We start from the raw sequence: 26,998 nt of genomic DNA, 5'->3' as shown, positions 1-26,998 counted from the left end.
AGGGTTTTTGAAATGGCAAAAAAACCGTATTATATTACAACCGCCATTGCATATGCATCAGGTAAACCTCATATAGGCAACACCTACGAGATCGTGTTGGCTGACAGCATTGCAAGGTACAAGAGATTCGCAGGTTATGATGTAAGATTCATGACAGGAACAGATGAGCATGGACAGAAGATCGAGAACAAGGCTTTTGAGAACATGCAGACCCCAAAGGAATTCGTTGATGAGACATCAGGTGAGATCAAGAGAATATGGGATCTCATGAATACTTCATATGACAAGTTTATCCGTACAACAGATGATTACCATGAGAAGCAGGTACAGAAGATATTTAAGAAGCTGTACGATCAGGGTGATATATATAAGGGACATTATGTAGGAAAATACTGTACACCATGTGAGTCGTTCTTCACAGACGGACAGCTCATAGATGGCAAGTGCCCGGACTGTGGAAGACCTGTTCAGGAGGCCAAGGAGGAGGCATACTTCTTCAAGATGAGCAAGTATCAGGACAAGCTCATGAAGCATATAGAGCAGCATCCTGAGTTTATACAGCCTGAGTCAAGACGTAACGAGATGGTTAACAACTTCCTTAAGCCGGGACTTCAGGACCTGTGTGTTTCAAGAACATCATTCAAGTGGGGAATTCCGGTAGACTTTGATCCAAAACATGTTGTATATGTATGGGTTGATGCGCTTTCAAACTACATAACTGGACTTGGATATGACGTAGATGGAAAGAGCGATGAGAAGTTTTATAAATACTGGCCGGCAGATCTTCACTTGATCGGCAAGGATATCCTGAGATTCCATACCATTTACTGGCCTATCATGCTGATGGCACTCGGACTTCCGCTTCCAAAGCAGGTATTCGGTCATCCTTGGCTCCTCCAGAGTGATGGCAAGATGAGTAAGTCGAAGGGCAACGTAATGTACGCTGACGATATGGTCAATATATTTGGCGTGGATGCTGTCAGATTCTTTGTTCTTCACGAGATGCCATTTGAGAATGATGGAGTTATCTCATGGGAGCTCATGGTTGAGAGACTCAACTCAGAGCTTGCAAATACACTTGGAAATCTGGTCAATAGAACCATATCGATGTCAAACAAGTATTTCGGTGGCATTGTGACAAATACCAACGTCACAGAGCCTGTCGATGAGGATCTTAAGAAGGTCGTTATGGACTGCAGATACAAGGTTGCAGAGTGCATGGATAAGCTCAAGGTTGCAGATGCGATCACAGAGATATTTGCACTGTTCAAGAGGTGCAACAAGTACATAGATGAGACAATGCCTTGGGCACTCGCAAAGGAGGAGGACAAGAAGGACAGACTGAACACAGTTCTGTACAACCTTGTCGAGAGCATCGTTATAGGTGCAACACTCCTTGAGCCATATATGCCTGAGACAACTGAGAAGATCATGGCACAGCTCAATACCGAGAAGAGAAAGGTCACAGAGCTTGGAAAGTTTGGTCTGTACAAGTCAGGAACAAAGGTAACAGAGCAGCCTGAGATCCTATTCGCACGTCTTGACGTGAAGGAAGTTATGGCTAAGGTTGCCGAGTTCGCTCCAGTGGAGAAGGAGTCCATGTACGAGCAGGCCAAGAAGCAGAAGGAAGAGAAGGAGAATTCTGCTGAGACCAAGAAGATCAAGATAGCTGAGGCGAAGGTTCAGGCACTCAAGGCCAATCCTGATGTAGTTGACAAGCAGGAGATAAGCATTGAGGAGTTCCAGAAGATGCAGCTCATGATCGGCGAGATTGTTGCATGTGAGGAGGTTCCTAATTCAAGAAAGCTTCTCTGCTCACAGGTAAGCTTTGGCAAGAACAATGTAAAGCAGATAGTATCAGGAATCAAGGGTACATACTCAGCAGAGGATATGGTAGGTAAGAAGGTTGTGGCTATAGTAAATCTTAAGCCATGTAAGCTTGCCGGAGTCGTATCAGAGGGTATGCTTCTGTGCGCAGAGGATCCTGAGGGCAATCTGTCACTCCTGACCACCGAGAAGGACTTCCCAGGTGGATGCTTTATAAGCTAAGATATAAAATAGTGGATATAATGAGGGAAGCATCACAGGCCGGGCACACGGCCGGGATCCGTGGTGTTTCCCTGTTTTTATTTATAAAGCTGAAGTAAATTTTATGTTACAAAGATTATACGCAGAGGCCTTTCTGCATTGATTTATTAGATGTTTCATGATAGAATTTTGTTAGGTGCACGGACAGGAGGAGTGTGCCTTTGGAAAGATTTAGAAATCTTAGCGCCATGACCCCTGGGCTTTGGCTTTCAGGGATAACGAGGTTGAAGGTTATCGAATATTCGGCGGATGCCTTCACGCAGAGTCTGGATGCGCACATGATATCCAAATATGGGGGTAACTCCAAAACAAAGAATCATGACCAGACACCCATAGCTGTTATGTATGGTGGTTTCACCTTTTTTAAGTGCGCCATATTATAATATTATCAGTATACAGCGTGGTTATAAGCCGAAAGGAGATTAATTTAATATGTGTGGAATCATAGGATATGTAGGAAAGAAACCAGCCAAGGACATTCTTATTGACGGACTGGCAAAGCTCGAGTACAGGGGATATGACAGTGCGGGAATAGCACTGCTTAATGATGATGATACACTGACGATCAAGAAGAAAGCCGGCAGAGTGGAAGACCTCAGGGAGATGTGCAGCGACGACAGTCCTGTGTACAGATCAACCTGTGGAATAGGCCATACGAGATGGGCTACTCACGGCGGAGTTACGGATGTGAATGCACACCCACATAGGTGCGGAGATGTGGCACTTATACATAATGGAATTATAGAGAACTATAACGACATTGTGAGAGAATACGGACTGGCCGACAGGTTGGTATCCGAGACGGACACAGAGGTAGTAGCAGCACTTCTGGACACACTGTACGATGGCAATCCCATCGAGACTATCAGAAAGGCTGTTAAGGCTATAGCCGGTTCATTTGCACTCTGCATTATGTTTGCAGACAGACCGGGCAAGATATACGCAGTGAGAAATGTAAGTCCGATGATCGCTTCATACACAGATGAGGGATCGATCATTGCATCAGACCTCACAGCGATAATATCATTTTCAAAGGAATACTTTGTTGTGCCGGAGTATCATATACTGACACTCTCAAGCACAGGCATCAAAGTAGAAGACATGAAGGGGAACATGGTAGAGCCGGAGATGCTCAAGATAACATGGGACATAACGGCAGCTCAGAAGGGTGGATATCCGCACTTTATGCTGAAGGAGATCTATGAGCAGCCAGAGGCACTGAGAAACACGATAACACCTCGTATAGTGAATGAGCTTCCTGATTTCACTGAGGACGGCATCGATGATGAGGTGTTTAAGAATCTTGAGAACATCACAGTGGTTGCATGCGGAACAGCTATGCACGCCGGAATAGTCGGCAAGGCCATGATTGAGAAGGAGTTAAAGATTCCTGTTAATGTTGAGATAGCATCAGAATTCAGATACAAGGAACCACTCATAAATGAAAAGACTCTCGTAATAGTTACATCACAGTCAGGAGAGACTATTGACACACTCGAGGCACTCAGACTTGCCAAGAGATGTGGATCAAAGGTTCTGTCCATAGTCAATGTAAAGGGATCGACCATCGCCAGAGAGAGCGATTACGTCCTTTATACACATGCCGGTCCTGAGATCGCAGTTGCAAGTACCAAGGCATATTCGGTACAGATGGCTGCAATGTATCTCATTGGATGCAGACTTGGCTATGTCAAGGGTATATACTCTGAGGACAGGGCAAAGGCATTCATCAGACAGCTTCAGGGCGTTATCCCGGTGATAGAGGAGACACTCAAGCAGGCAGATGAAGTAAAGACAGTTGCAAACTATATAAAGATGGCTCCGGATGCATTCTTCATAGGAAGAGGACTGGATTATACACTGTCACTGGAAGGTGCACTGAAGCTGAAAGAGATTTCTTATGTTCACGCTGAGGCTTATGCGGCAGGGGAGTTAAAACATGGAACGATAGCACTCATAACTGAGAACGTTCCGGTCATAGCTTTGGCTACACAGGAATCTGTATACGGAAAGATGATTTCCAATATACGCGAGGTTAAGGCAAGAGGCGCATACGTCATTCTTGTCAGCATGGATGAAGAGTACAATGATAAAGATGTATGTGACAAACACATATCCATACCAAAGCAGGATGGATTGTTCACGGTATTTTCGGCTGCTGTCATCCTGCAGCTTATAGCGTATTACACGTCCGATGCAAAGGGGTTGGACGTAGATAAGCCACGTAATCTGGCAAAGTCAGTTACAGTAGAATAATTGACTCCGGGATTTACATGGATATCGTGCGATAAATATCGGAGGGTTTTATATGAGTGATAAGATGTATTTGTGTGATGAGTACAAATTGTACTTTAAGATTGAAGACGATGTAGAGGTTCTTCACAATGAGGTAGAGCTGTACAATGCTCAGTTTGTGGGCAATAATGCGTTCTGCCATGAGGAATATATAGATGGTCAGAGAGCTCTGACATATTCTATTCCAGCCATGACTACCATGAATCAGTTCCTTGAGAAGAAGATACACAAGGATGAGCTGGTTGATCTGATATTCAGTATTGCAGATCAGCTCATGTATCTCAAGGCGAATGATCTGTCCATTGGAAAGGTTATACTGAATAAGGGATATATGTATATAGACTTCCAGAATATGGCTGTTCAGCTCATATTCCTGCCTATAGATAAGCCTATGGACAGATGTAATATGGAGAAGTTTATAAGGGATCTTATGGGCAATATGAAGTTTGCGAATAAGAAGGCATCCGATGCCGGATATGAGCTTATCAAATACTTTGATCACAATCCTACATTTTATCTGTCAGAATTTTATAAGTTTATAACAGACCTGAAGAATGACAATATAGCACATCCTGAGGATGAGCAGGAGCTTATGAAGTCAGCGGGAGTCAGCCCGGTCAATGTGGCTAAGGTAGAGGTTCCTGAGACTCCTCATGTTACAACTTCTTCATTCAAGCTTGCAAAGGAAGTTAAGGATTTCTCATCAAATGATATTGGATTTGATGACAACGATGACGGTTCGACAACAGTTCTCACAGCCAACAACCGTGGCAAGAGCGGCCCTGTCATCATAAGAACCAGAACAGGTGAGAGGATAAGGATCGACAAGCCGATATTCTGTATCGGTAAGTCTACACAGGGAGTTGACTATCAGGTAACTGACAACAATTCAGTCAGTCGCCGCCATGCTTACATTATCAATGTCAACGGCGTGTACTATCTGAGAGATAACAAGTCGACCAACCACACTTACCTTGGTGGCAAGATCATAAGCAGCGGAACGGATATGATGCTCATAGATGGTATCAGATTCAAGCTTGCGAACGAGGAGTTCACCTTCAAGGAGAAATAAAATAGTATATTATACTGGATAAGGAGACTTGTTTATTATTATAATGAGTCTCCTTATTTTATAATAAATCCCCTGCATGGGCGCGCCGGAGTACATGTGGGTAAAGGGGTAATATAAATAGAATGTGAAAAAAGGGGGAGTATCAAAGATTATGAAAAGAAAAGGAAGCTTATCGGGAAGGACACTGTGTAAAAAAGCAGCAACAGTGGTAATGTGTGCAGTGCTGATGCTGACGGCAGGTATTCAGACGACAGGTATTCAGACTGTTAAGGCCAGTACCCTTGACCAGCAGATAGAAGAGGCTCAGAGTGAGCTGGAACAGGTGAAGAAAGATCAGAGTGAAGTGCAGGCTGTATATGATCAGGGCTCTATAGGCTTTGTAGACTGGATGCTTGCGAAGAACGACTTGACAACAAAACAGAAAAATGATCTGGATTGGGCTAAGAATGTCCTGCAGAATGCATGTGAGGAAGATTTCTCCAAGTGGGCTGGTGGAAATAATACAGGTCTTCCGGAATCGAGAAATAACAAGGTTGTTGTTACCGGAGATAAGAAAGACGCCATATCGCTTGAAAACACAAAGGCGACATTTGCGGTATTGAATAAAATTAATTCGTTAAGGGACACAGACGAAAACTATGTCGGGGCAATGAAGAGGAATGCGGCTAAGACTAATTTCTATTTCATGGCGGTGGCACAGTCAGGCGCGGACAGAGGTGCAGGACTCACAAATCATTCACTTCTTCAGGTGTCATGTGAGAATCTGGCGTTTGGATATACTGATCCGGCGGCAGGATGGAACAGTGAGAAGGCATCTTTTAACAAGATAAGGGATGAGCTGGGATATTCATCCATAACTTCGCAGAGTCAGCTTACAGCTGTTGAACAAAAGGCGGATTCGGAGGGAGTCACGGTTGGACATTATACCAATATGTTCTGGGCAGCAGATCAGGTGATGGGAGTCGGATTCACACTCTATGGCAGGTATGGCAATACTTCATGCTTCAATGCAAGCAAGCTTTCAAACTATACTAGCAAATATGAGGTGTACACAATAGCTGAATTTGAGAAGCTGTTTGATGAATATTATGAGACTGTAGATCCGGAGAAGTGGCAGAAAAAGGTGGATGCAGCGCAGGCCAAGCTGGATAAGCTGCTTGGACAGCGGTATGATGCATGCACGGAGCATGTGTATGGTGAAGGTGTGAAAAAAGAGGCCACATGTACAGAGACAGGTGGAACAGTATACACATGCGCTAAATGTGGCTACAAAAAGATAGAGGATGAGGTTCCGGCTCTTGGGCATAGCTTTACAGATGGCGTATGTACGAGATGTAAAGTAACAGGACCAAAGACGATGTACGTGTACTGGAAATTATCGGAAACTGCTTCATCAGCCACATATGATCAGGAGTTCGAAGTAGGAAAGGATATAGAGACATACATATCTTTCTCGACGGCATCAGATAGCAAATCCGATGACAAATTCGTGTTTGATATAGCAGACCCGTCTATTATTTCGTATACCCCTTCGTCTAACTATGCTGGAACATTCCATATGAATAAGATAGGTGAGACGACGGTTACTGTATATCCGGTCGTGAATCCGGATATGAAGAGGGTAATCACTGTGTCGGTAACAGATGTGGGTGGTCATGACTATGTAATAAGTCAGGCAGAACCGGGATCTGGAGAGACAGAAAAAATTTGTTCAAAGTGCGGGACGACAAAAACGGTGACAATCCCGACGGCAATAACACGTACTGTATGGTGGAGTGATAGTAATGGATATTACAAGCCTGCTGATGTGGAAGTAGGTGATGAGATCAATCTGGAAGTAGATTATGCACCAACGAAGGTCGACAACTCTGAGTTTATAGTTACATCATCGGATGAAGGTATTGTAAAAGTGAGTGATCCGGAATCTTCTTATAGAAGATATGATGCTAAGCTTACGGCGGTCGGAACAGGTGATGTAACCATAAGAATAGTTCATAAATATGACAGCTCAATTTGTCAGGAATACACGTTCAATGTGGCAGATCAGGGGGGACATGAGTATGTCATATCAGAGGCAGATGAGGGTGAAAGCCAGACAGTAGAGACGTGTTCAAAGTGCGGATATGAGAAGATCGTGTCACTTCCTACCAGTATCAGATATGTGTATTGGCAGGAGAAGGACAGCGATAACAGGACTACTTCACCAAGTGAGTATGAAATTGGAGCGGAACTGAGTATAAATATAATGGATTGGCCAACGAGAGCGGACATACATGAGTATGCGGTTACATCGTCGGATGAGACTGTTGTAAAGGTGAATGAAGTGTCTAGGACTGCGGCATCACTTTCGGCAATCGGCAACGGCGTTGTAACGATTACGGTTGCCAGTAAATATAATCCGTGGGTGAAGGCTGAGTATGAACTTGATATAACAGAGATAGGCGGACATTCATACACTGCGGAAATAGTAAATGATGAAACTCTTGCACAGGCTGCGACCTGTACAACTGCTGCGAAATATTATTATTCCTGTGATAACTGTGGAAGAGTGAATCGCAAAAAGACATTTACACACGGGGATAGCCTGGGACATGATTACGCCCCAAAGTATGAGTGGTCAGCAAATGGCAACACTTGCAAGCTGGTTCTCACCTGTACCAGAGATTCGAGTCATGTGATCAGTGAACCGATGACTGTAACAAGCAAGATAACGCAGGCATCCTGCGAGAACGATGGTGCAAAGGTGTGTACAGCAAAATGCACGCTGAATGGCAAGAGTTATCAGAGTACCAAGAAGATAGCCATTGGTGCATTGGGACATAGATGGGATTCAGGCGTGGTTAAGAAAAAAGCTTTGTGTGCAGCAGAAGGTCTGATCAGATACACATGTGAGCGATGCCAAAAGACAAAGGATGAGAAGACAGAGCCACTCGGACATACCCAGGGAAAGGCTGTGTATGAGAATGTAAATCTGGCTACATGTCAGGCTGAAGGCAGCCGAGACAAGGTTATATACTGCACCATGTGCAAGGCAGAACTCAGCAGGACTACTGAGATTCTTCCAAAGACAGACCATGATAGAACGCTTGTAGGAGAGAAGAAAGCTACCTGTATGGGCGGCGGATATACAGGAGATGTTGTCTGCAGCATGTGTGGTGAGATTTTTGAAACCGGTACAGCAACAGACCCAGTCGATCACAGCTACACAGCAAAGAAAACAACTGCACGATATCTGAAGAAGGCAGCAGATTATGATTCTCCGGCAGAGTATTACTATGCATGTGTATACTGTGGAGAAAAGGGTGAGACTAGCTATGCGTATGGCTCAAAGCTCACGCGTAAGAGCATATCGTCAGCAAAGGTTACACTTAACAAGACAGAATATACATATGATGGTAATTCGAAGAAGCCGGCTGTAACAGTAAAGCTTGGCGACAAAACGCTGGAGAAGGATACAGATTATACGGTTTCATACAATAAGAACAAAGCAGCCGGAACAGCAGAGGCTGTAATTATAGGCGCTGGCACATATCAGGGACAGAAGACGATCAATTTTACGATCAAAAAGGCGCCGAACAGCATAACGCTGAAAAAGCGCAGCTACAGAATAGAGATGTCAACCGGCTCGAAGAGAATATCTATTTCACAGAGCGTGAGCGCACGTGCCGGAAAGCTCAGCTACAGCTCGGATAACAAAGCTGTAAAGGTAGACTCTGCTGGAACAATAACGATCGCAGCCCGGTATATAGGCAAGGCAAACATCACCGTATATGCTGGAGATTCGAATCATGTGAAGGTGAAGAAGATAATACCTGTTACTGTCAGCCCGAAGATACCAGGTATAAGCCAGATAAAGAGCCCATCGGCTGCGTCTGTAAGATTAAAGTGGGGAAAGATAAGCTGCGCAGATGGCTATCAGATCCAGTATTCAACAACATCAAACTTTAAAAAGGGTACATATGCATTCACGGTGTTAAGCGGTGGAAGCAAGACGACTGCGAGTCTTGGAGCAAAGCAGCGGATTAAAGGCGGAAAAACATATTATGTAAGGGTTAGAAGCTTTTCGAACAAGTTTGGCACAAGATGCTACTCAGCATGGAGCAAGACAAAGTCAGTCAGGGTGAGAAAGTAGCCGGAGATAACATATATATAAAGCTCAGCCTGTGTGATGGATTCAGTAGAAATCACACAGGCTGAGCTTTTCTTAATGTATATTCTTAAGACACATTCTTAATGCATATAGTTACTCGGCGGTCTCGCCACCCGAGGAGATATCGCCTTCGTCTGAACTGTCCTCGCTTGAGCTGTCAGAGCTGTCAGAGCCTGAGCTCTGCTGGGAACCCTCTATTGCAAGCATGGATGCATCAACCTGGGACAGCCCCGCCGGGTCAGCACAGTAATAGTCGCCGTCATCGGTTATCTTCACAGAGACCACAACAGGACTGCGGTAATCCATGTCTGCGGCTTTATTCTGAAGGATATCCGACACGCCCTGGGCAAATTCTTTCTCGTAATCTTCCTTTGTGGTGTTGTTGAAATCGCCGGCGCTGATCTTCTTGTTATAGTCGTCGATATATGCGAACACATCGTCAAATGCCTGATTGAGAATGTCCATAGGATACACGGTCACGTCCACATAGTAGTCGCTTCCGCTCTTATAGGCTCTTGACACCTCGTATTTGGCCTTGGAGTAGATGACCTTTGCGGTCTCGTCAAATATAGCATCCACCTCGTCTGTCTCTGCGTTGTTCAGTGAGTAATGATTGATGAGCTGGCCGGCCAGATAATCTATGCTGTCGCTGTACATGGCTGAGGCGTCCTCCTCGGAGCCGTCGTTGTCCTTCACGTATCCGTCAAAGCTTCCTTTGTAGTTGACGTCGAGAATGTTCTGCATGTATGTCTGATAGGTGGTCTTCTTGCGGTGAAGACAGCCTGTGAGTGATGTCATCACGAGGGTTGCCGCGAGACCTAATATGACAAGTTTTGAATGGTGTTTCATCTATATGATCCTCCGTAAAATTTAAATTCAATGAGCAGTTACAATATAGCATAAAAAAAGTGGTTTGTAATCATAAAAGGTAAAAATACTTTGCTTACAGAATTATGTGTGCTATAATTACGGAGTATCTACAATAGGATTAGTTTTTCGGAGGTAAGGTCATGGCAAAACAGGTAGAAGATGTTGTAACTGACGATAGAGTAGAATCACTGAAGACAGTGAAGTTTGGTGGATATGATAAGGCATCCGTTGATTACTATATTGATGAACTTAAGGAAAAGCACAATAAAGAAGTAGAGGAGCTTAAGGCGAACGTCAACAAGCTCAGCGAGGCTGTTCTGAGTCTCAAGACCATGAGAGAGGTCAATATGACAGAGTCTTCCAAGACCATAGAGACTCTCAAGAAGACCAATTCAGAGCAGGAGAGCGAGATAGAGTCACTCAAGGAGCAGATCAATGCATACAAGCAGAGAGAGCTTGAGAATGCAGGAAGATACGAGTCAATATCAAGAACACTTCTTGAGGCCCGTGAGAGCGCAGACGCACTGATCGCACAGACTGAGAAGGAGTGCACAGACAAGAAGAATACTATAACTGCAGAGCTCGAGGCATACGAGACAGATGTCAAGGAGAGATGCACAAAGCTCCAGACAGATACAGAGATACAGTGCCAGCAGATGTATGATCAGACCGAGGCAAAGTGCAACAGCATGAAGGATGAGGCATACTCAGAGGCAGAGAAGACAAGAAATAAATCTCACGCAGATGCAGAGGCTCTGTCGGCAAAGACAGATTACGAGTGCAAGGTTATGAGAGAGGAAGCTCAGAAGGATGCTGCCAATACAAGAAATGCAGCCACAGATGATGCAACCAGACTTCGCAACAATGTGAAGAAGGAGTGCGAGAGCGTAAGCAGATATATGTCAGATCTTCTGTCATCACTGGACAATGTTATTTCTGCATGTGCTTCAACAAAGGATGTTGCCGACAAGGCATTTACCGGACTGAAGAGCGAGGCAACTGCTATGGTTAGTGATGCTGAGGATGCACAGTAGTAATATATGATATATGGTAACATGAAACTTTTCTATGTGATGGGACATAGGAAAGTTTTATGTGCATTAAGGGGTAAATAATATACGGGGTGTATAATAATGGGATAAAACTGCACTTGTGCAGTGGATATATGGAGAGATATTTATGGAGATAAACAGACTTAGTGGTTATTCAGATTTTCTGGGAATAGTTGAATATCCTGCGGTTGTGTTCTGCGAGGATGGTGAAGTCCTCAGCATAAACAATGCCGCAGTTAAGATCGTGGGTTCGGATGTTGAATCCATTGCCATGGAGCCGGATAAGTTTATGGTCAGCGATGAGTTCTGGCCGACACTTGACGACAAGAAGGCTATCATATGGCACAGACTTGGACTTATAGTTAACGACAAGGACAGATATGTAGTCAGTGGATTTGTCAACCAGTTTGAATATGGTGACAAGAAGGCGTATATGGTATTGTTTGAGCTTCGATCAGACGTTACGATAGGAAGCGTGAGTCTTGAGAGGATTATAAACCATATAGGCGTTATAGCTCTGTATCTGTATAAGCCGGAGGGTGTATGGAGAACGAGATACGTATCTAAGAACATATCTGAGTATGGATATACAGATGGCAATTTCTACAGTGGGCTGGTGGGACTCAGCGACCTGCTCCCTAAGAGTGATTATGACCTTCTGATCGGACAGCTCTACAAGGTTCAGAATACCGGAGTGGATGATTTTGAGATGGAGACTAGGATCGTATCAGCTCACAGAGATATAAATAAGATGAGACTTAAGTGTCACATCGTGAGAACCACAGATGGCGACATGGATGGAATAGAGCTCCTGTTCATAAAGGACAAGGAGACAGGATACAATGAGGATCAGGCGGCGTATATATTATCTGCCATGTCTAAGATCAAGAGCTTTGTCATGGTACAGCAGTACGAGAATGGCAGACCGATCTTCAAGTATATAACCCCGAACGCCAAGCAGATGGGAATAAATGTGGATGCCATCAAGCTTGGTGACAGACTCATAGAGGATTATATCCATCCGAAGGACAGAAGCAGGGTTATGGCGAATGTCAGAAACGCCACGAAGCGCGAGGACAAGGACTACGAGGAAGAGTTCAGGATAGTCAACGACAGAGGCGAGGTTATCTGGGTGAAGTCCCAGAGCTCTGTGACACAGGCGGCTGATAACACATACACGGTTGAGTATTTTATATCTGATATTACGGACAAGAAGGCTCTTGAGAACAGTGTTGAGCGCGCTAAGAAGGAGTTCGATGACAAGCTCTCATACATTATGAAGACAAATACCCAGTCGGATGAGGAAAGGAATCAGATAGATACCGAGAAGTGGACTCTGATAACGAAGGCGTTCTCTGCACTCACAGGACTTTATACAACTATCATAGATCCTGTGGGCAAGAAGATGGTTGAGCCGGCCGGCCCTCAGAAGCATATGGGTTATTTCTATGATATGTTTGAGAAGCCTCAGTATAAGCAGATATATATGAAGCTAAATGAGGTAGTTCTCAGGAACAATGTTCCGGTTATGATGGAAATGGACGATGACATCACGGGAAGTATGATCTGTGGTGCACCAATCATGATAGATGGCAAGCATGTGGCAACATGGATATGCTGCTCATATGATGACGAGGATGCGAAGAAAATGGAGAGCGTATACAAGGTGCAGTGGCAGCTTGGACGCATTTTCTCCGAATACGCATTCAGCTCTCAGATCCTGGCAAAGGAGGCGATCCGTGCCAAGTCAGAGGAGGTCATAATGGAGAACAAGCTGCAGTGGCAGAAGATTCTGCTTGATGCCCTGAACACTTCAGATAAGAGCTCCCAGCAGGTTATCAATGACGTGATAGCACAGGTGGGCGAGGTCTTAAATGCTGACGTGGCAGCCCTGTATGTGAAGGACAAGCAGGGAGATCTGGATTGCCAGTATATCTGGTCCAAGAATCAGAGCATGTCTGCAGAGGAGTATGTGACAGAGTGGCAGCGCGCCAACATGAAGTTCAGATCATGGCAGAATGGTCAGGGCTCGGGCAAGCTGGTGGACAAGGGATACCTTGTGATAGATGCAAAGCATATGGATGAAGCAGCTAAGAAGATCATGACAGGGGGTCCTGTTAAGAGTTTTACCGCAGTTCCTGTGTATGTCAATGGCAATTATGGAGCGGTATTTGTGCTGGCGAATACCTCTATCAACAAATTGTGGACCACAGAGGAGATTGAATTTGTAAAACAGACAGGTGATGTACTCAGAAGTGCCCTTGAGAAGATAGAGAGCGATGACAGCGTTAAACGCATAAACAGTGTTCTCCTCGATACATATAACTATATTGATGAGGGTATATTTATTAGAGAAGTTGATACTGGAAGAGTGCTGTTCTCGAACAGGACTCTGAACGATATGCTTGGATATGATTTTACAGACAAGGACAGTAAGCTCCTTATAGAGAATCTCAGAGATAAGTACAAGCTCATGGGAGGTCCGGATCAGCATCTGGTTACGGACAGCAAGGAGGTCAACTGGAGAAGCTATATAAGAAGTCTCGACAAGATCATGGATTTGACTGAAGTTAGCATGAAATGGCTTGACGGCAGCAATGCATCTCTTGTAATATTAAGGGACGTGAACGAATAGAAGGGAGACTTGTGATGGCAAGCGCAGATATTGGTATAGATTTAGGTACAGCCAGTATACTGGTGTATGTGAAAGGCAAAGGAGTCGTACTCAAGGAGCCTTCAGTAGTTGCATACGACAGGGATACTAATAAGATAGTGGCTATTGGTGAAGAGGCGAGACTTATGCTTGGAAGAACTCCGGGTAATATAGTGGCCATCAGACCTCTCAGGCAGGGCGTAATCTCTGATTATACGATAACAGAGAAGATGCTCAAGTATTTCATACAGAAGGCTGTCGGAAGGAGTTATTTTGGAAGACGACCTAGGATCAGCGTATGTGTACCTTCTCAGGTTACAGAGGTTGAGAAGAAGGCAGTTGAGGATGCAACTTATGCGGCCGGTGCCAGGGATGTGTCCATAATTGAGGAGCCTGTGGCAGCAGCCATTGGCGCAGGAATAGATATATACAGACCATGTGGTAACATGATAGTTGATATAGGTGGTGGAACTGCCGATATAGCAGTCATCTCTCTCGGAGGTCCTGTTGTCAGTGCATCCATTAAGGTGGCCGGAGATGATTTTGATGAGGCAGTTGTCAGATTCATGAGAAAGAAGCATAACCTTCTCATAGGAGAGAGAACCGCCGAGGAGATCAAGATCAAGATAGGTACATGTTACAGAAGACCTGAGAATATAACGTTGGATATACGAGGCAGAAACCTTGTAACCGGTCTTCCGAAGACTGTTACGGTCACATCGGATGAGACGGAGGAGGCACTTCGTGAGCCTGCGTCCCAGATATGTGAAGCTGTTCATTCAGTTCTGGAGAGAACTCCTCCTGAGCTTGCTGCTGATATTGCAGATCGTGGTATAGTTCTGACTGGTGGTGGTGCGCTGCTCCACGGACTTGAGGAGCTGCTTGAGGAGAAGACAGGAATAACCACCATGACAGCGGAGGATCCACTCAGAGCGGTGGCCATTGGTACAGGAAAGTACATCGAGCTTCTCAGCGAGAAGAACAATTAAGACAGGAGCTGAGGACTCAGTCTTCAGAGGAGAGAAAACTTGGTAAGAGAAGGTTACGTAGAGAAAGTTATATATAAGAATGAAGACAATGGGTACGCCGTCTTCGCCGTTGAGGGCGAGGACGGCGAAGATATTTTTGTGGGGAATCTTCACGGCGTTGCAGAGGGAATCTATGTATCGGCGGAGGGGGATTATGTAGAGCATCCAACTTATGATTTGCAGTTCAAATTCACCTCATGTGAGATCAAGATGCCGGATGATGTGCTCAGTATTGAGAAGTACCTCGGTTCGGGCATCATAAAGGGTGTCGGAGAGGCTCTGGCAAAACGTATAGTGAAGAAGTTTCGCATGGACTCACTCAGGATAATCGAGGAAGAGCCGGAGCGCCTTGCGGAGATACGTGGAATATCAGAGAGGAAGGCCAGAGACATTGCCGTGTCATACAACGAGAAGAAAGAGATGCAGGATGCGCTCATGTTCCTGACCGGTCTCAATATCCCGGTGAACCTCGCTGTAAAGATCTACAATGAATACGGTGACGAAGTGTACGACATAGTGAGGACAAATCCCTATAAGATAGCAGAGGATATAACGGGCGTTGGATTCAGGACAGCGGACGAGATTGCGGACAGACTTGGTATCGGAAGAGATTCGGATTTCAGGGTAAGAGCCGCTATTATGTATGCCCTATCCGGTGCAAATGGACTTGGCCATATGTATATTCCCCAGAAGATGCTGGTAGACAAGACATATTCATTGCTGATGAATGAGTACATGCCATATGATCCGGAGCTTGAGATGTCTATATGCAATCAGATACTTGAGCTCAGCGTTGCCGGCAAGATAATCATAAAGGAGTTGAAGGACGATCCAGATTCAGGGGAGCTCCCAGATGTGAGCCTTGATGATCCGGTGGCTGACATAGACATGGATTTGCTGGATACGGAGTCAGAGTCAAACGTGACAAATGCCGTGTATGCAGCACCTAATTATTATATGGAGCTCAATTCGGCAAGACTTCTGTGTGAGCTCAACATAGATTTCTCAAAGGCAAAGCTCAAGATAGACAAGGTTGTTGAGACGGTAGAAAAGTCAGAGAATATGAAGCTGGCTGATGCCCAGAGACTTGCCATAAGAAATGCCGTGGATCACGGCGTTGCGGTCATAACCGGAGGCCCTGGAACCGGAAAGACAACGATCATAAATGTACTTATCAAGATATACGAGAGCTTCAGGATGAAGATAGTTCTCGCTGCGCCTACAGGACGTGCAGCCAAGAGGATAACAGAGGCCACAGGATACGGAGCACAGACCATACACAGAATGCTCGAGCTTACGGGCGGAGTGGAAGGAGAAGAGACTTCTGCGTATACATTTATGCGGAATGAGAGCAATCCACTTGAGGCCGATGTTATCATAATAGATGAGATGTCCATGGTTGACAGCAGCATTTTCTACAGTCTGCTCAAGGCTGTGGCTCCGGGCACAAGGCTTGTGCTTGTGGGTGATTCGGATCAGCTTCCGTCAGTTGGCCCGGGAAATGTGCTCAAGGATATCATAGCGTCCGGTGTGTTCAGCGTGTCGGTGCTGGACAGGATATACAGACAGGGCGAGGACAGCGATATCATAGGCAATGCCCACAGGATAAAGGATGGAGAGCATGTGGAGATCAAGAACAAGAGCAGGGATTTCTTCTTTGTTCCAAGGAATGGCTACAATGAGATCGTGGCAGAGCTCAAGGTGCTTCTGACAAAGCAGCTTCCATCATATTTTGGTGTGGATAAATCGGATATACAGGTGCTGACACCTATGCGTAAGTATGATATGGGTGTTGAGAACCTCAACAAGCAGCTTCAGGATGTCCTCAATCCGGAGGGACATGGAAAACCCGAGCATGACCGGGGCGATGTGGTGTTCAGACAGGGCGATAAGGTCATGCAGGTCAAGAACAATTACAAGCAGGAGTGGAAGATACTGGATCCGTCGGGCAGATTTGCCAAGGAGGAAGGAGTCGGAGTGTTCAACGGCGATATTGGATTTGTAAAGGCTGTTGACGACTACGAGCAGAGGATCGTGGTGGAATTTGACGATGGAAGACAGACTGAGTATCCATACAACCAGCTTGAGGAGCTTGAGCATGCATTTGCGATAACCATACATAAGTCGCAGGGAAGTGAGTATCCCGTGGTTGTGATCCCGCTTCTCAGATGCCCACCTAAGCTTTTGAACAGAAACCTGCTGTATACGGCGGTGACGAGAGCCAGAAGAAGCGTGGTCATAGTGGGCAATATAGGACTGGTAAATACGATGATAGACAATGAGGATGAACAGAAGAGATACACCTCATTTGCACTGAGACTCAGGGAGATGGAGAGAAGATGAAACGATGCGCAGATAAGTTCGGGTTCGGACGACTGCTCACGGATCTCCTGTATCCCCGCCGGTGTGCGATATGTGACGAGGTGCTTCCGATGGGAGAAGGGCTGATATGCAGAGGGCATAACAGCCTTCCCTATGTGAAGCCTCCGTCATGTATGGTGTGCGGCAAGGAGGTCGACAGTGAAGAGCGGGAGCTCTGTCTGGACTGTGAAAAACATTCAAGAAATTTCGAAAGAGGTTTCCCCGTATTTAATTACATGGAACCCGTCAAAGCCAGTGTTCTGGCGATAAAATACCATAACAAAAAAGAATATTGTGATTTCTACGGAGCTCAGATGGCGGAGAAGGTGCGCCCGTATGTCAGAAGGTATGGAATAGATGCGGTCACCTGTGTACCTTTGCACAGGAGAAAGCAGAGACAGCGCGGCTACAATCAGGCGGCTGTACTGGCGAAGGTTGTCGCTGATGAACTGGGGCTTCCATTCTGTGAGGATATGCTGGTGAGAAGAAAGTACACCACACCGCAGAAGAAATTGGACAACCTGGAGAGGGCAAACAACATAAAGACATCCATGGACATAGGCAGAGTGTACCCGGAGTACAGAAATATCCTGCTTGTGGATGACATATATACAACCGGTGTCACCATAGACGTGTGCGCCGGCCTTCTGAAGAAAGCCGGCGCACGCCATGTATATTATTCATCTGTATGTGTTGGCAAGGGGTGTTAGTCCTCGTCTGTATCGTCAACTATATGGAAGTCCTCGTCGCTCTTCTCTTCCTCCTCCGGCATGTACTCGTTGAAGATGTGTACAAATACCAGTGAGCACAGATAAGCGTGAAGTCCTGCGACACATATGAGCATAAGACCGAGCACGGTGGAGCTGAAATAGCATCCCGCTGCGATCGCTGCCGTTATCGCAACCATGAGAAGTGTCCATGGAAGATTCTTGATGGACATGAGGAATGCGTTCTTGATGGTCGCTTTGACTGTGTTCTCAAACTGCGCCTGAAGTGGGAATACATACAGTACAGTGAACAGGTAGATAAGTGACATGATGGTGAATATGACCAGCATACTCTTGATGTTCCTGCTCACGGCGAACCACATGTCAAATGCACACAGGACACCGGCAAGCAGAGCCAGAACTCCTATCCCTGTGGCCTGTTTGAAATTCTCCCTGAAGCTCTTGAAGAACAGCTTGACCACGCCGCCCTGACCGTTTCTGATGCATTTCATGGTGGTGTAGTAGAGCGCTGTGGTCGATGCACCTATCGTGAGGATTGGCAAGGAAGTCAGCAGCCACAGAAAATGCAATATTACTATATCGCACACTATGGTTAGAAAATTCATGATAGGATTATCTGTCGATAATGATCTGTTCAAAATAAAATACCTCTCTTTCTTTATCCAAAAAATATTACAAGCCTAAGCCATCAGATCTTCCTTTGTAAGGGTCTCAAGTGTGGCTACGTCAATGTTGTCCATGGAAACTATTCTGGTGGCCTGCCTGGATATGGCGGATTCCATAAAGTTACGGACTTCACGGGCGTTGGCAAATGTATCGTCGTGATGTGCGGCTTTGTCGTGCCAGTATTCTGAGGCGTATGCGCGGGCATCATCGTCCAGCTTGTATTCCTGCTTGGAACACATGCTCTCGAAGATGGACATAAGCTCGTCCCCGGTGTAATCCTCAAATGTGATGAATTTGTTGAATCTGGAACGAAGTCCCGGGTTGGAGCTCAGGAACCGTTCCATGAGATCCGGGTAGCCGGCAACTATGACTATGAGATCATCTCTGTGATCCTCCATAGCTTTGAGCAGCGTGTCCACTGCCTCCTGGCCGAAATCATTCTCACCTTTGCCTGCGGTGAGAGTATAAGCCTCATCTATAAATAAGATCCCGCCGAGGGCTGATTCTATGACCTCGGTTGTCTTGACGGCTGTCTGACCAATATATCCCACAACAAGTCCGCCTCTGTCGACCTCGACAAGCTGTCCTCTTGACAGTATGCCCAGACCCTTATAGATATTTGCAAGAAGTCTTGCCACCGTGGTCTTTCCTGTTCCCGGATTGCCGGAGAATACAAGGTGGAGAGATACGGACGGTTGTTTCATGCCGTTTTCCTCGCGGAGCTTCTTGATCTTCAGAAGGTTTACGAGGTTGGTGATGTCCTTCTTCACGCTCTCGAGTCCGGTCATGGAATTCAGTTCCTCGAGAAGAGTGTCCACATCCTTGACGGGTTCAGCCCTTTCGGAAGCTGTCGACTTAGCCGGAGTCTGTGAGACTGGGGAAGCACTCTTTGGGAGTGCGTTGTACTTGTCGAGCAGTGGGCTTGGATCTATGGCGTACAGGTTCATGGACTTGAGATATTTGTCGAGCATGAGGCAGTAGCCTGTGAGCCTTGCTATCTCGTTGTCGTCAGTCATGTTGTTGCAGGCGATGAATTCCTGACCCATGAGCTTGAACATTCTGACGTAATCTCTGGAACGGTATACTGATCTGGGATTTACCTTTGCCCGGGCCAGATCGCCCTGTACAAAATATGTAAGGGATCTAGGTGGTGTCACGGCAAAATCCCCGGTTGTTCTCTCATATTTGAATGTGCGGAATTTGTCTGTTGTAAAGTGCTGGTTCAGGTATTCGCGGACAAATTTTATCTCCAGGGTAAGTTCTGCCTGGTCGGAGCTGGACAGATATGCAAGAAACTGAAGCAGGTCAAACTGAAGCATCTCTCTTGTCTTGAGTCCTGTCTTCTGGCGCGCACCGTAGCCGTCGTTGTCCAGCGAATCGGCATAGGAATAGCAGTTGTCCAGTTCGGCTTTTAGTGAGTAATTCATAAGTTGTTCCCCATCCTTTCCATAAAGCACATAATTGTATCTATTGTAAAGCCTTTGGCCCATGTAATCAAATAAAGTTTTGCCTGGTTAATCCATTTATTGTGTCATATTTGTATTTTGTATGATAAAATAGCAGTTATATGAGCAAAATTTACACCAAAAGGTGACAAAAGCGACAGGAGACAGACGATATGAGATTCAGACCATGCATAGACATACACAATGGACAGGTAAAGCAGATAGTTGGAGGCAGTCTCTGTGATGAGGGTGACAGAGCAGATGAAAACTTTGTATCACAGAAGGACGGAGACTTCTTTGCTGAACTGTACAAAAGCTATGGACTTAAGGGTGGTCATATCATACTTCTCAATCCTGCGTCCAGCGAATACTATGACGCCGATGTAAGACAGGCACAGCTCGCTCTGGCTGCATATCCGGGAGGACTGCAGATAGGCGGGGGAATAAATGCTGACAATGCACAGCGGTTCATAGATATGGGTGCGTCACATGTCATAGCCACATCATTTGTGTTCAGGGATGGAGAGATCAACTACGACAACCTGAAGGCACTTGAGAAGGCTGTGGGCAGAGAGCATCTAGTGTTGGATCTGTCCTGCCGGAAGAGGGACGGAGAGTATTATATTGTCACTGACAGATGGCAGAAATTTACAAATGTAAAGGTGGAGGAGGCAACGCTTGACCGGCTCTCAGAATACTGCGACGAGTATCTCGTTCATGCGGTGGATGTGGAGGGCAAGGCGTCAGGCATAGAGACCCATGTTGCGGACATGCTTGGAAGATGGGGAAAGCTGCCGATGACATATGCCGGAGGTGTGGCATCATTTGACGATCTGGAACAGCTCAGAAGTCTCGGAAGGAACAGGATAGACGTGACCATAGGGAGTGCACTGGATATCTTTGGGGGACATATGGCGTTTCAGAAGATTATAAGGTTTATGGAGGGTTAACATGGCAAAGATGAAGAAGGTACTGGCCATTGCGATGGCTGCGGCTATGGGTATGTCCATGCTGGCTGGCTGCGGAGGTCAGGGCAAGGACGATGTGACAGAGGCGACAAGCCAGGCGGAGACCAGCGAGGCTGCGACCTCGGAGGAGAAGACAGAGGAGGCTGCTTCGGAGGAGGCTGAACAGGAGAAGACAGAGGTCAAGGCAGGGGATGTCCTGATAGACCTGAACTTTGATGACAATGACACGGACGAGTGCCATACATATTCAAATGGCGGACAGGCCGTACTCGGAGCAGAGAACGGAGAACTGTGTCTGGATATAACCGGAACAGGAAGCCTAGATTATGCGAACCAGATATACTATGACGGATTTGAGCTCAACCAGGACTGTGTGTATGAGCTGTCATTTGACGTGCACAGCACCATTGAGAGAGGAATTCAGTACAGACTTCAGATAAATGGCGGTGATTACCACGCTTATGTGATGGATGACATAACGATAGGCACTGAGACACAGCACATATCCAACCAGTTCACCATGAGCGAGGCATCGGATCCGGCACCTAGAATGTGTATGAATCTGGGACATTTCGAGGGCGTTGGTGATGACAGCGTGCCTCACAAGGTATACTTTGACAATATCAAGCTCACTGTAGTTGACGCCTCAAGCGCACAGAGCGTTGAGGGTATTCCTGATCCAAAGCTGGTTGGCATCAACCAGATGGGTTACGGCAAGGATGCGAAGAAGCTTGCCACAGTGACTGACAGAGACGCCAAGAGCTACGAGGTAAAGAGCGTCGCTGATGACAAGGTAGTCAGCAAGGGTGACGTATCTGGCTGGGATTACGATCCTGCTGTGGGCGACAAATGTGCGGTTATAGATTTCTCTGATGTCAAGGATCAGGGTACATACAAGATAGTTCTCGACACCGGAGCAGAATCATACGAGTTCCCTGTTGGGGATGGCGTGTATGACGATATATACAAGGCGTCAGTGCTCATGTTCTATGACCAGAGATGTGGAACAGAGCTTGATTCAGCCATAGCCGGTGATTTTGCACACGCTGCATGTCACACGGGAACTGCCATAGTGTACGGCTCAGATGTTGCAAAGGATGTGACCGGCGGATGGCATGATGCCGGAGACTACGGAAGATATGTTGTTCCGGGCGCAAAGGCGGTACAGGATCTGCTCCTTACATATGAGGATTCAGAGTATGCGGCAAAGGACGACGCTATCGGAATACCTGAGAGCGGCAACGGTGTTCCTGACGTTCTGGATGAGGTCAGATACGAGCTTGACTGGATGCTCAAGATGCAGGATGAGACCAGCGGCGGAGTTTATCACAAGGTTACCGGAGAGGTGTTCCCTGAGATGGTGGCTGCTGTTGAGGAGACTGCACAGATGATACTCTCACCTATATCCAACACAGCAACAGGCGATTTTGCGGCTGTTATGGCAAAGGCTTCAGTTGTATACAGAAAGTACGATGCAGCATTTGCAGATTCATGTCTTGCTGCAGCTCAGAAGGCATGGAAGTATCTTGAGCAGCATCAGGGAGATGCAGGCTTTAAGAACGTTGGAAGCATAGTTACAGGTGAGTATCCTGACAGCAATGACAGCGATGAGTACCTGTGGGCAGCAGCGGAGCTGTATATCGCAACAGGTGATGAGAGCTACAATGATTATGTGAAGACAGCCATCGAGGGAAGCGTTAAGTACGGCCTTGGATGGGCGGATGTCGGATATTATGGAATATATGACTACTGTGTAAATGTAAAGGACTGCGCAGCAGAGAAGGAGATACTTAAGAAGGGTGCTGACAAGCTTGTAGATAACTATGCCGGCAGCGGCTTCGGTTCAACAACAGGCGGCTCTTATGTATGGGGAAGCAACATGGTCGTTGCGGATAACGGAATCCTTCTGCTCATGGCATCAAAGGTTCTGGGCGACGATTCATATGTGGACTATGCGGCAGACCAGCTCAACTATATACTTGGAAGAAATGCAGTCAGCTACTGTTATGTGACAGGATATGGTTCACAGACTCCTGAGAATCCACACCACAGACCTTCAGAGGCACTGGGCAAGGCAATGCCTGGAATGCTTGTGGGCGGTGCCGATGGAAACCTTGAGGATCCATATGCGAAGGCTGTTCTTGCAAAGATTCCAAAGGAGAGATGCTATGTCGACAACGCACAGAGTTATTCATGTAATGAGGTAACGATCTACTGGAATTCACCTCTTGTATATCTTCTTGCGAACTTCAAGTAGCAAATATTTAAGAATATGTAACTATAATTAGTACATCATATTTGATATAACTATTGAATATCATGTAAGGAATCGGTATGGAAATATGAATGAATATGTAGACAAAATAAAAAAGCTTATGGAGAAAGAGATGGTCAGATATGTTATAGCCGGAGGAATGACCACGGCTGTGAATCTTGTATCATTCTTTGTGTTGAGACTTGTGACGGATCTGTCGCGAAGTGCGGCGAATATCATAGCGATAATGCTTGCCATATTATTTGCTTACTTTGCAAATGGATTTTACGTGTTCAGGTCGGAGCAGAGGAAGAGCGTAGGCCGGATCATAAGGGAGTTCATATCATTTGTGGGCATGCGTCTGTTTGCCATGGTGGTGGAGGTCGTTGGAACCAACCTGCTGTGCGACTCCTTCAGATACAATGAGTTTATATCAAAGATAATAATTCAGGTAGTTGTACTTGTAATAAACTATATATTCAGCAAATGCTTCGTATTTAAGAAGGATAAAAAGCCTGTAAAGGATATATTTGCTGACAACTATATCATGATAATCGCTTTTATCATCCCGGCGATATTTATGTTCGTGCTGTGGGTGGTGGCGGAGATAGGACCATTTGGCGGACACAGCCTTACCATGGTGGACAGTCTTCACCAGTATCTGCCATTCTTCTCTGATTATCATGACAAACTGGTGAACGAGGGAAGCCTGTTCTATACGTGGGACATAGGCATGGGAAGCAATCTGCTTGACATAATCGCCTACTATATGGCTTGCCCTCTGAACTTTATAATCGTGCTGTTCAGCAGGGAGCATCTGTACATAGCGATGTGCCTGCTCATAAGTATCAAGATAGCTCTGTCCGGTATGACCATGGCGAGCTATCTTGGATACAAGTGCAGGAACAAGAACAACCTGCTCATCATTCCATTTGCTGTGGCATATGCACTCAGCAACTATGTCATAGGATATTCATGGAATCTCATGTGGATGGACTGTATACTGATACTTCCGCTTATCATGCAGGGCTTCGAGCAGATGATGGAGGACGGCAGCAACTACAGACTGTACACACTCAGTCTGTTCTATGGACTTCTGTGTAACTACTATATATGTTTCATGATATGTGTGTTCCTGGTTCTCCAGTTTATACTCACCAATCACAAGAACATATACAAGGGCGCAGAGGACACTTTGAGATTTGCGGGAACATCTGTCATGGCTGCGGCTATGTCTGCGTTTCTGCTGATCCCGGCTTATATCGGGATTAACACCACGGCGTCTGCCACCAGACATTTCCCTAAATGGGAGTGGTACGGAAGCATATGGGATATGATAAAGCAGATGTTTGTCTTGACTGAGCCGATAAAGAGCCAGCAGTTTGACGGCGGTGTGAACCTGTACTGCGGTACATTTGCCATACTGCTGATAGGAATATATATTTTCAATACAAAGATCAAATGGTACGAGAAGCTTAAGAATGTGATACTGATCGTATTTCTCATGATGAGCTTCAACAATACGCTGCTCAACTATATATGGCACGGCTTCCATGATCAGTACGGAATCCCGAACAGATTTTCATTCCTGTTCATCTTCATTCTGCTGAGCATGGGATACGAGGCCATTGCAAATACAGACAAGAAGCAGATACCGGGAATAGCCCTGGGAATCATCGTGGCGTTCGGTTTACTGGTTTATGCAGACAAGAATATTGATATGGACAGGACGGTAATTATTCTCACATGGGTGCTGTTTGCTGTGTACTCGGCGGGAATCCTGGTGCTGGGACTTGTCCGCGGCAAAGGCAGATTCGCAGTGGCAGCTATACTTTCAGTGTTGTGTCTGACTGAGATCGTGTTCAGCGCGGCAAAGGGATACGAGAGCAACGGAACGGTGAACATACCGGATTACTATGGCGATGCTGCTAGTGTGCAGGCCGCTATAGATTCTGTTAAGACAGGCCATTTTCCATATAGAACGGAGCTCAACAACACCAAGGTGGTGGATGAATCTATCTATTACAATATGCAGGGAGTCAGCCTGTTTGGTTCGACGGTTTCAAATGACCTTGTGAATGCCATGCACGGACTTGGTTTCTACACAGGTGCCAATGAGTTTCTGTTTGACGGAGCAAATCCGGTGTCAAGTTCGGTTCTGGGCATAAGATATTTGTTCAGGAGACAGGATGAGCATATGTCCTACGATATGGACTATGTGGATACAGTGGATGGCGTTGATGTATACCAGAACAGCCGGGCGCTCAAGCTGGGCTTCATGGTGAATAACGAGCTGAAAGACTGGACTTCTGACGCATCGAATATGTTTGACAGTATAAATAATTTCGTGGAAAAGTCGACTGGGGTGGCTGGTACGTTTAGCCAGATATATCCGGAGGTAACTGGCTCTTCAAATGACATCACGATAACACATGACAATCCGTACAGTGAATACTTTGGACTTTCCGATATCACACCGGGTATCGTGAGCTTTGGACTCAGCTTTGACATAACAGAGGAACAGAATGATCTGTACATCATAGCGAACTGCAATGGAATCACCAAGATAAGGATATATGTGAACGGTGAGGAGCAGAATTACGAGAGACTACAGTACCAGACATACCATGTGGGACATCTGATAAAGGGAACCAACGTGGAGGTCGAGTATTATTTCTCTGCGGGTGTACCTGACAATACATCTGCAAGACTTACGATAGCCACTCTCAACGGTGCTGCATTTGACCAGGCGTATGAGAGATGGGCTGACAATCAGTTAAATATCAACAAATTTGAGGATGGATATGTGAAGGGACATATATCAGTCGATGAGGCTGGCCTGATGTTCACATCCATACCATATGATTCGGGCTGGACTGCCTATGTTGATGGCAGAAAGACCGATATACAGACTGTTGCGGGAGCATTTATCGCACTGGATCTCGAGAAGGGAGACCATGTGATAGAGTTCAAGTATTTCCCTAGAGGACTCAAGAGCGGCCTGATATTCACATTTGCCGGATGGCTTGTGTTTGCACTGCTTATGAATGCGAAGACCATCAAGGAGAAGCGCGGAAGTAAAAAGGGTAAGCCAGAGGATGAGGATCGGACAGATGATGAAGCAGCGATAGAGTAATGCAGATCTGTAGAAAGATAAAATATACATAATAACGAGGTGAAATGGCTGAAAAGTCATAAAAAGTAGTCCAATATGTACAAAATAACAGAGAAAATTTGTACATTATTCAGCATAAAAAACTATATGAGCGTTGACCTTAATAATTATTTATAATATAATGTATCCATGTGGATATGCATAGGAGTGTCTATGTGGCAAACGCAATATTTATAGAAACAGAGGTGCATTA

At 45.8% G+C, this 26,998-nt stretch carries 16 protein-coding genes; 13 read left to right on the top strand and 3 right to left on the bottom strand.

Translation table 11 applies throughout. The annotated features are described in order from the left end of the window. Nucleotides 1–12: 12 nt before the first annotated feature. From metG to ARA78_RS07930, 5 genes are all read left to right on the top strand, one after another. Complete coding sequence (metG, locus tag ARA78_RS07950) at nucleotides 13–2,049, top strand: methionine--tRNA ligase (protein WP_022217505.1); 2,037 nt, start codon at nucleotides 13–15, stop codon at nucleotides 2,047–2,049. Between the two features lie 200 nt (nucleotides 2,050–2,249). Next, nucleotides 2,250–2,471, top strand: a complete 222-nt coding sequence (locus ARA78_RS07945; RefSeq protein ID WP_055146187.1) for a hypothetical protein — start codon at nucleotides 2,250–2,252, stop codon at nucleotides 2,469–2,471. 49 nt (nucleotides 2,472–2,520) lie between these two features. Then, the gene (gene glmS, locus ARA78_RS07940; protein ID WP_022217506.1) at nucleotides 2,521–4,344 is read left to right on the top strand and encodes a glutamine--fructose-6-phosphate transaminase (isomerizing); all 1,824 of its coding nucleotides are present in this window, start codon (nucleotides 2,521–2,523) and stop codon (nucleotides 4,342–4,344) included. Nucleotides 4,345–4,396: 52 nt separating this feature from the next. Next, on the top strand, nucleotides 4,397–5,455 hold the full coding sequence (locus ARA78_RS07935; RefSeq protein WP_015534306.1) for a DUF6382 domain-containing protein: 1,059 nt from the start codon (nucleotides 4,397–4,399) through the stop codon (nucleotides 5,453–5,455). A gap of 151 nt (nucleotides 5,456–5,606) precedes the next feature. Next, nucleotides 5,607–9,587 (top strand): hypothetical protein, encoded by a 3,981-nt coding sequence (locus ARA78_RS07930; protein WP_055280329.1) that lies wholly within the window; start codon nucleotides 5,607–5,609, stop codon nucleotides 9,585–9,587. 111 nt (nucleotides 9,588–9,698) lie between these two features. On the opposite strand, the gene ARA78_RS07925 is transcribed toward ARA78_RS07930, so the two are convergent. Beyond that, entirely contained in the window at nucleotides 9,699–10,454 is a 756-nt protein-coding gene (locus ARA78_RS07925; protein ID WP_015534305.1) for a hypothetical protein, read from the bottom strand. Nucleotides 10,455–10,615: 161 nt separating this feature from the next. Here ARA78_RS07925 and ARA78_RS07920 point away from each other — a divergent pair, with 161 nt between their 5' ends. The 5 genes from ARA78_RS07920 to ARA78_RS07900 all read left to right on the top strand — a co-directional run bounded on the left by ARA78_RS07920 (nucleotide 10,616) and on the right by ARA78_RS07900 (nucleotide 18,279). Then, the gene (locus ARA78_RS07920) at nucleotides 10,616–11,509 is read left to right on the top strand and encodes a hypothetical protein (protein WP_015534304.1); all 894 of its coding nucleotides are present in this window, start codon (nucleotides 10,616–10,618) and stop codon (nucleotides 11,507–11,509) included. A 145-nt stretch (nucleotides 11,510–11,654) separates the two neighbouring features. Next, nucleotides 11,655–14,162, top strand: a complete 2,508-nt coding sequence (locus tag ARA78_RS07915; protein ID WP_055280328.1) for a PAS domain-containing protein — start codon at nucleotides 11,655–11,657, stop codon at nucleotides 14,160–14,162. A gap of 14 nt (nucleotides 14,163–14,176) precedes the next feature. Then, the gene (locus tag ARA78_RS07910; RefSeq protein ID WP_015534302.1) at nucleotides 14,177–15,169 is read left to right on the top strand and encodes a rod shape-determining protein; all 993 of its coding nucleotides are present in this window, start codon (nucleotides 14,177–14,179) and stop codon (nucleotides 15,167–15,169) included. Nucleotides 15,170–15,208: 39 nt separating this feature from the next. Next, entirely contained in the window at nucleotides 15,209–17,551 is a 2,343-nt protein-coding gene (locus ARA78_RS07905; RefSeq protein ID WP_055146199.1) for an ATP-dependent RecD-like DNA helicase, read from the top strand. Beyond that, nucleotides 17,548–18,279 (top strand): ComF family protein, encoded by a 732-nt coding sequence (locus tag ARA78_RS07900; RefSeq protein ID WP_055222446.1) that lies wholly within the window; start codon nucleotides 17,548–17,550, stop codon nucleotides 18,277–18,279. The genes ARA78_RS07905 and ARA78_RS07900 overlap by 4 nt, the downstream gene beginning before the upstream one ends. Here ARA78_RS07900 and ARA78_RS07895 read toward each other — a convergent pair. Together ARA78_RS07895 and ARA78_RS07890 are read right to left on the bottom strand one after the other, a co-directional pair. After that, nucleotides 18,276–18,935 (bottom strand): YesL family protein, encoded by a 660-nt coding sequence (locus ARA78_RS07895; RefSeq protein ID WP_022217511.1) that lies wholly within the window; start codon nucleotides 18,933–18,935, stop codon nucleotides 18,276–18,278. The genes ARA78_RS07900 and ARA78_RS07895 overlap by 4 nt on opposite strands. Nucleotides 18,936–18,977: 42 nt before the next feature. Further along, nucleotides 18,978–20,390: an AAA family ATPase gene (locus tag ARA78_RS07890; RefSeq protein WP_015534300.1), complete on the bottom strand. Its 1,413-nt coding sequence runs from the start codon at nucleotides 20,388–20,390 to the stop codon at nucleotides 18,978–18,980. Nucleotides 20,391–20,581: 191 nt separating this feature from the next. Here ARA78_RS07890 and hisA point away from each other — a divergent pair, with 191 nt between their 5' ends. From hisA to ARA78_RS07875, 3 genes are all read left to right on the top strand, one after another. Beyond that, on the top strand, nucleotides 20,582–21,358 hold the full coding sequence (hisA, locus tag ARA78_RS07885; protein ID WP_015534299.1) for a phosphoribosylformimino-5-aminoimidazole carboxamide ribotide isomerase: 777 nt from the start codon (nucleotides 20,582–20,584) through the stop codon (nucleotides 21,356–21,358). Nucleotide 21,359: 1 nt separating this feature from the next. Next, nucleotides 21,360–23,633: a glycoside hydrolase family 9 protein gene (locus tag ARA78_RS07880; protein ID WP_015534298.1), complete on the top strand. Its 2,274-nt coding sequence runs from the start codon at nucleotides 21,360–21,362 to the stop codon at nucleotides 23,631–23,633. An 85-nt stretch (nucleotides 23,634–23,718) separates the two neighbouring features. Continuing rightward, on the top strand, nucleotides 23,719–26,766 hold the full coding sequence (locus ARA78_RS07875; protein ID WP_055280327.1) for a GtrA family protein: 3,048 nt from the start codon (nucleotides 23,719–23,721) through the stop codon (nucleotides 26,764–26,766). The last annotated feature ends 232 nt before the right edge of the window (nucleotides 26,767–26,998 follow it).

It is taken from the genome of Coprococcus eutactus (assembly GCF_001404675.1).
Lineage (GTDB): Bacteria > Bacillota > Clostridia > Lachnospirales > Lachnospiraceae > Coprococcus > Coprococcus aceti.
Note: the sequence above shows the minus strand (reverse complement) of the source record. Positions and strands in the feature narration are given on the sequence as shown.